The sequence below is a fragment of the Aliiglaciecola sp. 3_MG-2023 genome (assembly GCF_030548205.1).
In the GTDB taxonomy this organism is placed as follows: Bacteria; Pseudomonadota; Gammaproteobacteria; order Enterobacterales; family Alteromonadaceae; genus Aliiglaciecola.
Genome location: NZ_JAUORV010000004.1, coordinates 1 through 11,748 on the forward strand (window position 1 = coordinate 1; position 11,748 = coordinate 11,748).

8 protein-coding genes are annotated in these 11,748 nt (G+C 43.0%); 5 read left to right on the forward strand and 3 right to left on the reverse strand.

Translation table 11 applies throughout. The features are described 5' to 3' along the window. Window positions 1-207: 207 nt before the first annotated feature. Genes Q4574_RS05325 through Q4574_RS05335 form a run of 3 tightly spaced genes read right to left on the reverse strand, consistent with a single transcriptional unit; the run spans window position 208 to window position 2,577 of the window. Window positions 208-1,104, reverse strand: a complete 897-nt coding sequence (locus tag Q4574_RS05325) for a histone deacetylase (RefSeq protein ID WP_303472330.1) — start codon at window positions 1,102-1,104, stop codon at window positions 208-210. Between the two features lie 32 nt (window positions 1,105-1,136). Continuing rightward, window positions 1,137-1,802, reverse strand: coding sequence for a TVP38/TMEM64 family protein (locus Q4574_RS05330; protein ID WP_303472332.1), 666 nt, complete (start codon window positions 1,800-1,802; stop codon window positions 1,137-1,139). After that, window positions 1,795-2,577, reverse strand: a complete 783-nt coding sequence (locus tag Q4574_RS05335; protein ID WP_303472334.1) for a gamma-glutamyl-gamma-aminobutyrate hydrolase family protein — start codon at window positions 2,575-2,577, stop codon at window positions 1,795-1,797. The genes Q4574_RS05330 and Q4574_RS05335 overlap by 8 nt, the downstream gene beginning before the upstream one ends. Before the next feature lie 431 nt (window positions 2,578-3,008). On the opposite strand from Q4574_RS05335, the gene Q4574_RS05340 reads away from it, so the two are divergent. The 5 genes from Q4574_RS05340 to Q4574_RS05360 all read left to right on the forward strand — a co-directional run bounded on the left by Q4574_RS05340 (window position 3,009) and on the right by Q4574_RS05360 (window position 11,657). Beyond that, a complete protein-coding gene (locus Q4574_RS05340; protein WP_303472336.1) occupies window positions 3,009-4,046 on the forward strand; it encodes a LacI family DNA-binding transcriptional regulator in 1,038 nt (345 codons plus the stop codon). A gap of 73 nt (window positions 4,047-4,119) precedes the next feature. Further along, window positions 4,120-5,274, forward strand: coding sequence for an endo-1,4-beta-xylanase (locus Q4574_RS05345; RefSeq protein WP_303472338.1), 1,155 nt, complete (start codon window positions 4,120-4,122; stop codon window positions 5,272-5,274). Window positions 5,275-5,291: 17 nt separating this feature from the next. Next, window positions 5,292-6,608, forward strand: coding sequence for a glycoside-pentoside-hexuronide (GPH):cation symporter (locus Q4574_RS05350; protein WP_303472340.1), 1,317 nt, complete (start codon window positions 5,292-5,294; stop codon window positions 6,606-6,608). A gap of 2 nt (window positions 6,609-6,610) precedes the next feature. Then, a complete protein-coding gene (locus Q4574_RS05355) occupies window positions 6,611-8,254 on the forward strand; it encodes a glycoside hydrolase family 43 protein (RefSeq protein ID WP_303472342.1) in 1,644 nt (547 codons plus the stop codon). A 220-nt stretch (window positions 8,255-8,474) separates the two neighbouring features. After that, window positions 8,475-11,657 (forward strand): TonB-dependent receptor, encoded by a 3,183-nt coding sequence (locus Q4574_RS05360; protein ID WP_303472344.1) that lies wholly within the window; start codon window positions 8,475-8,477, stop codon window positions 11,655-11,657. The last annotated feature ends 91 nt before the right edge of the window (window positions 11,658-11,748 follow it).

Genomic DNA, 11,748 nt, shown 5'->3' on the forward strand with positions numbered 1-11,748 from the left:
TTTCCATGGCCTAAAGACCATGCTACAAGCACCTTCACACCTGTAGTCGGGTGCTTTAGCCCCGAAGCTCTGTTAGACATTTCCATGGCCTGATTTCCATGGCCTAAAGACCATGCTACAGGCACCTTCACACCTGTAGTCGGGTGCTTTAGCCCCGAGGTTCTGTTAACAACCAACAACGCTCCCACGGGATAAATCTGTATTTGCTCAATATACCCCAGCGGCCCTAAATAACTGTAAATGCACCTTAACCAAGGCATCAATGTCTCGCTGATAACCGCCACCAATCACCGCGGCGACGGGCAATCCTTTGTGTTCACACAGATCAAAAACCATCTTATCTCGCGCATAAACGCCTTGGGTACTGATACACAAATGCCCTAGATCATCATCTTCATGAATATCCACCCCAGCGTCATAAATCACAGCGTCGGGTTGGAAATTATTGACCGCAAGATTCAACGCACAATCAACCGTATCTAGATAGACCTCATCTGAGGTGCCTTTGGGCAATGGGAAATCATAGTCAGAGACTTGCTTTCGATGTGGAAAGTTCTTTTCACCATGAATAGATACGGTTTTAACGTTGGCATTTCGCTCGGCCAACTTGGCGGTACCATCACCTTGGTGAACATCACAATCAAATATCAAAATCCTATCCACACTTGGATTTTGCAGCATATTTAATGCACTGAGATATAGGTCATTGACCATACAGAAGCCCGAACCAAAATTCGCGAATGCATGATGATAACCACCCGTTAGATTTATTGCCTTGCCAGACTCTAAAGCGAGTTGGCTGGTTAAGATAGTGCCACCCACGGCAGTTAAGGTGCGAGTAATCAACTGTTCTGACCAAGGAAATCCTATTCGCCGCATGGCTTTAGCATCCAGAGTACCAGTGGTAAGTTGCTGAACATATAATGGATTCAAAACCGACTTTAAACGTTCAACGTTTACAGCTTCGGGTTGCTGAAAACTAGACTCGGCAACACCAAATTGGCGCAGAGCATCATAAATAGCCTGATATTTTTGAATCGGAAATCGATGCCTCACCGGTAAATCAAGAATCGAATAAATGGGGTGAAACACCAAAGGGATCATATACTTCCAACATTTAACATTAATCTAACCGCTTATTCTTCTTGCTCGGTCTGTTTATTCACCATGACCCGATAAACAATAAAAAGAATAATTGCAGCAACAAGTGAAGTGGCCGCCAAGCCAGACGGCTCTTTCATCATTTGCAGCGCACCTTCACCGAAAAATACAGCACTTAAACCTAAAGGCATAATACCGACAGTTGAGCCAAATGCGAACTTCCAAATATTAATTCCCAAAGAACCGCCAATTATACTCGTAACGGTAAACGGAGGTGTGGGAGCCAACCTTAATGCAAGAACCGCCCAAGCCCCTTTATCATCCATTTTGTTTTTCACTTTATCTAAACTATCACTGACTCTTTGACCAAACACTTCTACCCCCATGAATTTACCTACACCATAGCCACTAAGGCTCGCCAGTAAAAATCCAGGGATACAAATTAGCAAACTAATCCAGATATTAAACACTAAGCCTACAGCGAAAGCCATTAAAGGAATAGGGATCAATAAACTACCGCCAATGAAAAAGATCCCCAGAAAAACTAAAGCAGTGACTAGGTTTTGCGGTACACTATTGGTCAATTCAGTGATCTTATCTATGCTCAAAAATTCTCCCAAAGGAGTCAAAAAATAGGCAGCTGCTAAACCGACCAAAATCAATATAAGCACCCCAAGTTTCATCCCATTATTTTTATTCATTGTCCCCCTCCTTTTGCCCTTTTCGATTTTTCGCCTGTTGCACTAACCATTGAAAAATACTTCTGTGGGTTTTCATATAAAACAAATACTCAGGATGCCATTGCACGCCGAGTACATTGTCACTGTTTTTACTCTCGATAACCTGATTGATACCGGCTTTTTCTTTTGCGGTAACCTCCAAAGACTCTGCGGGCTGAGCTATGGCTTGGGAATGAATCGCATTAACACGGATGGGATCATCACCAACAATATCGTTAATCAAAGTGTTGTCTTTGGTATAAATCACTTTTTTACGGGGAAAGGGACTGCGGATCCGCATTTTTTCCTGTAATAGAGGCAACGTAGACTGGTACATGCTGCCGCCTAGTTCCGCATTAAGAAGCTGGTGTCCTCGGCAAATCCCCAAAATAGGTTTGTCTTGTTCCATAGCATAATCGATAAATTCTTGCTCCATTGAATCTCGAGCTTTGTCATACTCGCTGGTTGAGAACCTGCTCAAAAGCTCCATGGGATATACCAGCGCTTCTTTGATTTTCAGCCATAAAGATCGCTCGACTTTAGGTAACGCCTGCTTAATGTAATTATCAGGATGAATATCAGAACCACCACCAATAATGATGCCATCAAAATCAATTTGACCGCTGAAATCATCGGGCGTGACGCGAATAGGAACCCCACCCGCCAAGCGAACGTTCAGGGCCGTAAAAAGCCAAGCAGTCAGACCAGAACGATTGGGCCCTGTCACTGCGATTTTCGGTTTATTATTCACTGCCATACATCCACCCACTGTAAAAAAATTGATTATGTTTAGGTTCTAAATCAGCCCCTAACAAGATTAATTTGCAAAGAATGAACCAATTTCAACAGCCCCCAAAAAGTCAATTAAAAACCCTATAAAATCAAATATTTAAAAATAAAAACCAACAAAACCCAGCAATCTAAAACGAATTTTTTTGTTTGCAAAATGAATTAATTTCAAACATAAATGTATTTTTTCTATGGCAATGCCTAATTGATGGTTGAGTAACGATTCTCTTTAAACGTAAGACTTTTTTTGTCTTGCAGACAATGATTTCAAAACAAGCCGTTAGACAGTGTCACTCTGTATTTATGAAAAATGTTAATTAACATTTAGGTATGTCGATATTGATCCTGTAGACTAGCCAGATTCGAGGTTTACTCTGTTAACAAAATGGGACGAAATACATGTCTAAGGTTAAACTGCAAGATATCGCAATCAAAGCTGGCGTCTCAATGATGACCGTCTCAAGAGTAATGAATAACGATCCCAAAGTCGGTGCAAAAACCCGCGAAAAAGTCAGCAAAATTGCCAATGAAATGCACTATAAGCCCAATATAGCGGCGCGACATCTGGCGAGTTCTCGATCTTATTTCATCGGTTTAGTTTGCGAATACGCTAATTATTCATACGTGAGTAAATTTCTAGTTGGTGCCCTGCGAAAATGTCGTACTAGTGGTTATCATATTATATTGGACGAAGCCACTAGTCATCGTGAAAAGACCATAGCCACTATAAAAGATCTCATTTATGTGACTAAAGTAGACGGATTAATTTTACTCCCCCCGATTAGCAATATTCCTGAAGTTGTCGATTTATTAGTATCGGAAAACATTGATTTTGTGCGTATCGCACCTGACATTAATCTAACCGCTAGTCACTATATTTGCATTGATGATTATCAGGCGGCGTTTGAAGTTACTGAAAAGCTTATATTAAATGGCCACAAACGGATTGCACATATTATTGGCAGTCCCAGTCAAGGGGCAAGCAGAATGCGTTATCAAGGGTATTTAGATGCATTGCGCTCCAATCAGCTAATGATACCACCGGAGTATATTGAACAAGGAGATTTCACCTATAAATCTGGCTTAGACGCGGCAAAGCGATTACTTGAACTAACCAACAAACCTGATGCAATATTTGCGGCAAATGATGAAATGGCAGCAGCGGTTGTTTCCGTCGCCCATATGAAACATCTAGATGTACCCGAAGACGTTTCCATTGTTGGCTTTGATGACACTGAACTTGCCACCACTATTTGGCCGAACATTTCAACGGTTACACAACCTCTTGAAGAAATGGCTGAACTCGCCATAGATATCCTAACCACTCCCAAAACGCCCTCTCCCCCCAAAAAACCTAAAATGTCTAGTATGCGTCATGTGCTGGAATATCAATTGCAGTTAAGAGACTCAAGTAAAAATAATGTTAATTTAACGTAAATTCATAATTGACAAACGAAACCCGACAAAATATTGTTAGCGCTAACATTTTATTGCGAAAGTTCGGTGATTAATGAAACTTATAATAGCGTGGGCATTTTTATTCTTTGTAATTGGCTGTGTGTCGGGATGCACTCAATCTAGCTCGACTCACACAAACTCTGAACTAGTGACAGATGTTTCATTGCACCAAGCATTTTCTCCTTATTTTGATGTTGGCGTTGCTATCAACACGCAACAAGCAAATGGCCAAGACAGCCAGTCAGTCGCCATTGTGAATCAGCATTTTAATACCCTCACCGCCGAAAATGATATGAAGTGGGAAAGCATTCAGCCGACCTTAAATAACTTCACCTTTGAAGCTGCAGATGCCCTTGTTGAATATGCAAACGCAACCCATAAAAATATTATTGGTCACACCTTAGTTTGGCATCAACAAACGCCTGATTGGGTTTTCGAGGACGAATTTGGCCAACCTGCTAGTCGTGAACTTTTGTTATCGAGAATGAAAGCTCATATTTTTGCGCTGGCAGGCAGGTATAAAGACGATATCAAAGGCTGGGACGTGGTGAACGAAGCGTTTAATGAAGATGGCTCTTTAAGGGACTCGAAATGGTCACAAATTATCGGTACAGACTTTATCGAAAAAGCCTTTGAATATGCTCATCAAGCTGCGCCAAATGCCAAGCTGTATTACAACGATTACAATTTATATAAAGCCCCTAAAATGGACAGCGTGATAGCACTAGCTAAACGCCTCAAAGCTAAGGGGATACCCATAGATGGAATTGGTGAGCAAGGTCATTACGGCGTGGAACCTCCCCTTGAACAACTGGAAATCAGTATTAAAAAAGTGGCCGATGCGGGTTTAACAATAATGATTACAGAGCTGGACATTTCGGTTCTTAAATTCCCTGACGAAGAAAATATGGGGGCAGACATTTCATTAAATTTTACCCTTAAAGATGAATATAACCCTTATGTAAATGGCATTTCGAAATCCGCTTATTCTAAATTGGCTAACGCCTATAACGATCTATTTAAGCTGTTTATAAGCTATCACCAACATATTGACAGGGTCACTTTTTGGGGTGTTTCTGACAATGATACATGGCGTAATAACTGGCCCATGCAAGGCCGCACCGACTATCCACTGCTATTCGACCGACATTATCAAGCCAAAGCTTTTGTAAATGACTTAATGGCGCTAGCCAAACAATATCAATAATTTAAGGTAAGTATTTAATGGTAAAGGTAAGCGTTACTGAGAAAATAGGCTATGGCCTGGGCGATGCAGCAAGTAACATCGTGTTCCAGGTAGTGATGGGCTTTTTGCTGTATTTCTATACCGACGTCTTTGGCATATCCGCTGCGGCAGTGGGTACCTTATTTTTGCTAGTTAGGATTTTTGATGCCATAACCGATCCTGTTATGGGTGGGATTGCAGACAGAACCGATACAAGATGGGGCAAATACCGTCCCTATTTATTGTGGTGTGCAATTCCATACGGTCTGCTAGCGGTATTGGCCTTTACCACACCCGATTTTAGTGACACGGGAAAGCTGGTTTACGCTTACATTAGCTATACATTATTGATGACCGTTTACACAGCCATCAATATACCATATTCCGCCTTAGGTGGTGTAATGACTGCGTCGCCCACTGAACGGGCGTCGGTTCAATCTTATCGGTTTGCACTGGCCATGGTAGGTGGCGCGATTGTGACGGCCAGTGTTTTGCCATTAGTTGACTATTTTGGTCAAGGCAACGAACAACAAGGTTTTCAAATGGCAATGGTCACGTTATCCATTGTCGCTGTGCTCTGTTTTGTGGGCTGTTTTTCTTTGACCAAAGAGCGGGTAGAGATGCCGAAATCCCCTGCCAATCCTATTCTTAAAGGAATTTGGCTCGACTTTGCCAAAATGCTGCAAAATGACCAGTGGCGAATCATCGCAATTGTTAGCTTGTTACTGCTTATTAGCGTGGCAATGCGTGGCGCGACAACCCCCTTTTATGTGCAATATTACTTGCAACAAGAATCGCTAATTACGCTGTTTATGACCAGCGGTATGGTTGCAGGTATAGCCGGCGCTCTGAGTGCGAACTGGTTAGTAAAAAGATTTTGTAAAGTCACACTTATGCGTTTGTGCGCGCTGGGTATAGTGGTGGCCAATGGGGTGTTGTTTTTTGTCCCCCGTGACTCAATGGAAATCGCCTTGGTGTTTACAATACTAGCCAATTTTGTCCACATGATATTTACCCCTCTATTATTTTCTGCCGTACCGGACACCGTGGACTACGGTGCCAAAAAATTAGGTCAAAGTGCCATGGCGATGGCGTTTTCCGGGCACCTATTAATGATCAAACTAGGCATTGCATTAGGTGGAGCCTTTACGGGCTGGATCCTCGCTACAACTGGCTATCAACCAAACATTGAGCAAAACGAAACGGCATTGAATGGCATCTTATTCTTGTACTCTGCAAGCTCTGTTATTGCCGGCCTTGTGGTATTTGCTTGTATGAAATTCTACAAACTTACACGTGATTTTAAGGAAGCGTAAGAATGACGACCCCGACTCAACCTATGATACAAAACCCAATACTTCCAGGTTTCAACCCAGATCCGAGTATTGTTGCAGTGGGCGATGATTTTTACATCGCGACGTCCACCTTTGAATGGTATCCAGGTGTGCAAATTCACCACTCAAAAGATTTAAAGAACTGGCAATTGGTAAGCCGTCCATTAAATCGAAAAGCCTTGTTAGATCTGCGTGGTGAACCCGATTCTTGTGGTGTTTGGGCTCCCTGCCTTAGCTATCATGACGGCTTATTTTATTTAATTTATACCGACGTAAAACGATTCGACGGTGACTTCAAAGATGCCCATAACTATTTAACCACTTGTGAAACCATAGATGGTGATTGGAGTGATCCCATCTACATGAACTCCAGTGGCTTCGATCCTTCCTTGTTCCATGATGATGATGGCAAAAAGTGGTTCGTCAATATGGTGTGGGATCACCGCCGAGAAAAAAATAGATTCGGCGGTATCTTATTGCAAGAGTATTGCCCTGTTAAACAAAAACTAGTGGGGGAAATTAAGAATATCTTTGCGGGTAGCAAACTTGCTTGTACCGAAGCACCTCATTTGTATAAACGTAATGGATATTATTATTTATTAACTGCAGAAGGTGGCACGTTTTACACCCATGCAATGACACTGGCTCGTTCTAAGAATATCGATGGTCCATACGAACTAGACCCGTACGGCTACTTATTAACCGCTAAAGATAATCAACATTTGCCACTGCAGCGAACAGGTCACGGTGACTTGTTTGAAACAGCTAGCGGTGAAACCTATCTTGTGCATTTATGTGGTCGCCCCTTGTTAGGCGAACGGCGCTGTCCCCTTGGCCGTGAAACCGGATTACAAAAGACCTATTGGACTGACGATGACTGGCTAAGAGTTGAGAATGCAGTCACAGATGGCTTACCCACAATGGAGGTACCCGCACCGAGTTTGCCCGAACACCCTTGGCCAGCAAGTCAAACTCAGCATGACTTTGATTCACCTCAGCTGCCAATTGAATTTCAATGGTTACGTACCCCTAATCCCGAGCGTTTATTCAGCTTGTCCGCCCGTTCCGGTTATCTACGTTTGATTGGCAGAGAGTCCATAGGTTCATTATATGAGCAAGCCTTGGTTGCTCGTAGGCAAGAAGCTTTTAGCTATACAGCACAAACCGCCATGGAATTTTCACCCGCCAATTTTCAACAAACAGCTGGGCTTATTTGTTACTACAACAGCCAAAAATTCCATTACTGTTATGTGTCCATCGACGATGAAGGCAACCGTTTTGTAGATGTAATGAGTTGTTTAGGCAACCCTGATTTAACCCTAACATTTGCCCTTCGAGAAGGTCATACCGAGCCTTGGGTGACAGACGAGCGCTTTATACTACCCAGTCAAGGGCCGGTATATTTGGGAGCTGAAGTGAGCCACCACAAGCTCAACTTCTCCTTTTCAACGGATGAAATACATTGGACTAAGCTGCCCATCAACCTCGACTACAGCATTATTTCCGATGAAGCTGGCAGCGGTGAAGGAGCTCATTTTACCGGGGGATTTGTCGGTATGGCTTGCCAAGATCTGTCAGGACAGCAATGCACTGCTGATTTTGATTATTTCAACTACATCGAGCAATAAGTACAAAAGAACATGATTACCCTCGAGACGTCACTTTTTACCTTATGTTTAAGCTCGGCGATGTATGCCGTTCAGGTTAGTTCAATGACGTTTCTCGTTAACAAGTATTTTAGCACCACATAACGGCGGCTTTTTAGGGTTGCTAGTGGTAAAAAAATGACCAACAAAACACATTGAAATATTAAAACCAAAAATAGTGATACGAACTTGGAGTTTAACCGTGAAGCATAAAAACCAATTAGCCGAACTAAAACGTAAGCCTAAACCTCGTTTTAATAAGTCCATGATTGCTTTAGCAATAATGGGTTTTAGCAGCCAAAGCTTTGCTCAAGATGCGCAGCCAAGCCCTGCAGCGGAAGACACAGATGTAGAAATCATCAACGTTCGAGGAGTGAGATCAAGTGTTATTCGCGCCCAAGAATTAAAACGTGAAGCAGACACCTTTGTCGACGCAATTACCGCATCTGATATAGGAGCACTTCCAGATCGAAGCGTACTTGAGGCGATGCAGCGCATACCCGGCATTTCAATTGAACGTTTTGCTGCAGCCAATGACCCCGACCACTTTGGAGTAGAAGGCAGTGGCGCGGTGATCCGCGGTATGTCAGCTACCCGCAGTGAATTCAACGGTCGGGATTCGTTTACAGCAAATTCTGGAAGAGGTCTGAGTTTTCAAGATGTTCCTCCTGAATTAATGGGATCGGTACGAGTTTATAAAAATCAGAGTGCGGATCTGATAGAAGGAGGGATTGGCGGTACTGTGAGTCTGCATACGCGCCTGCCTTTCGATTCTGATGAGCGTATTGTCGCGGTTTCTGCAGATCTGACTTACAGTGATTTGATAGAAGAAACCACTCCTAGCGGGTCCGCCATGTTTAGTGATAGTTGGAGAACAGATGCTGGAAAATTTGGTTTCCTAGTCAACGTCGCCACGTCTGAATTGGAAAGCCTGTCTCATAGTATGCAATCTGAAGTATTTTTAACCCGCGATGATTTGGTCGAAGGTCAGACGGTACTTGCTCCTAATGGTGGCAACTTTGGAAAAAATAATATAAACCGAGAAAGACAAGGCCTTGCCCTAGCCGTTCAATGGGAAAGCCCTGATCGTCGTACTTTAGTGACTGGCCAGTTTATGCGCTCTGATGCGACCCTAGCTTGGACTGAAAATACGTTCAGTTATCAAACCGATATGAACAATGGCGCTGAAGCGGATGGCCTGAGACGAGACACTTACCCGCTAGATGGCACGCCTGCTTATGAATTTGATGATAGCGGTACTTTCGTCAATGGCACTATCACCGACCAACGTGATGGAGGCTGGCGTTCAAATGGAAATGATCAGCAACGTGTGCCAATTGCTGCAGATTGGGGAAACCCTTCAGTACCACAATTCGGTAATACGTACCAAACAACAACACGTACTAAAGAACAAAGAACCATTGTTGATGACTATGCATTCAACGTGAAATTCAGACCCAATGACACTTGGTCCCATGAGTTTGACGTACAGTATATCGATGCCACAACCAAAGACGATGATGTCACCCTATTCTTAGGTACTCAAGCCAATTTAAGTTTGAATTTAAAAGGAGATGTGCCACAAATCGAACTTTTAGAACCGTGGAATGGACACCCAGGAGGTAATGGACAAGAAAGTAACCCTGCTTTTTTCCAAACCAAATCTTCATATTACTGGCGCTCAGCAATGGATCACTACGAACGGAGCGAAGGTGATTCCGTTGCATTTCGCTATGATACTAAACATATTTTTGATAGTGGCTTTTTCTCTTCGGTCAAAGCTGGAGTTCGTTATGCAAAGCGTGAACAAACAGTGCGATTTTCAGCCTATAACTGGCAATCACTGGGCGCAATATTTAGCAATGATATAGATGGTGATGGATATGCTGCAGCCTGGCTAGACCTGCCAGCAGCGGCAAGCTTAAATGATGAGGTACAACAAGTTAGTTGGGACAATCATCACCGTGGAGACAATGTAATCGTGCCCGGCGGCACAACCCTACACCCCTCAATTGCGTTAGTCCAAGACTACGCTAATTGGGGAAGCAGACTGGCAGATATAGCGTCAGATTGGGAACCGTTATCCGAGCGACAAATACAAAACGGAGTTGACGCCAATGGTAACCCCACTTATGAGCAATTAGACGGACCTTTTAGACCGGCTGAATCGAATACCTTTGTGGAAACCAATAAAGCCGCCTATGTACGCTTTGATTTTGAATCTGACGACTACAAGTTCCCTTTTAACGGCAACTTTGGTATTCGTTACATTGAAATAAAGCGGGAAACCGAAGGCGCTGTTACCTTTCCTAATCTCATTCCCAATGATCCAACGGACACATCTGATCGCTTAAATTATTTACCTGCAGATGATCTTGCATTTGGTAATTATGGTACCTCGATGCTTAACGATGTCTACACAGATGACTTCATTTTGCCTAGTTTCAATCTAAAAGTAGAATTAGATGAAAATTTAATTGCTCGCTTTGCCGTGTCTAAAGCCATTGCTTATCCAGATACGGGGAATTTGAAAAACTACGTGAGTATTGAGGATGGCATCTTCGTTACCGACCGAACAGAACCAGAAGAACCCGGCGGTGAAGCAATCATTAACGGTGCAGATGTAACCACCTGGGAAGGTAATTCAGGCAATCCTTATTTGGCTCCCATGGAATCGATTCAATACGACCTTTCCCTTGAATGGTATTTCAGCGAATCAAACTCTCTAACAACTACCTTATTTTACAAAGATTTGAGTAACTTCTTTGTGACTGGGGCAATGGATGAGCAGTACACCAATAATGGGGTGACCAACACAGTGAGAGTGCAAAAGCCACTAAATACTGACGAAGGAACAATGCAAGGTATTGAATTTGCTTATTCGCAATTTTTCGATTTCTTACCATCTCCTTTTGATGGTTTAGGGGTTCAGGCTAACTACACCTATATTGAAGCTGAGGGAGTGCCCAACAGTAATACCTTTGAAACTGAACCTGATGGACAACCCAAAGATGGGCCAGCGGAAGCCGCATTTGATTCGCTACCGTTAGAGGGGCAATCTAAACACACCGCAAATTTAGTGTTAACTTATGAAAAGAATGACGTATCAGCGCGTATGGCCTATAACTGGCGGTCGGCATACTTGTTAACCGCAAGAGATGTTATTGCGCCCTATCGGCCTATTTATAATGAAAGTGCAGGCTTTCTTGATGGCTCTATTTTCTATAACGCAACTGACAATATTAAGGTCGGGATTCAAGCTGTCAACTTGCTAGATACGGTGACTAAAACAACCATGCAAATAGACGATGAAGGCACTCGAACCGGTCGTTCCTGGTTCGTAAACGATAGACGATTCTCTTTTGTAGTTAGAGCAACCTTCTAGTTAAGTTAGCAACGAAGTACAGGTTCGCGCACCCAACAGGGTGCGCTTTTAGGCTCAATTTCGATGAATAATCAAGTGCGCCAGTAGAATA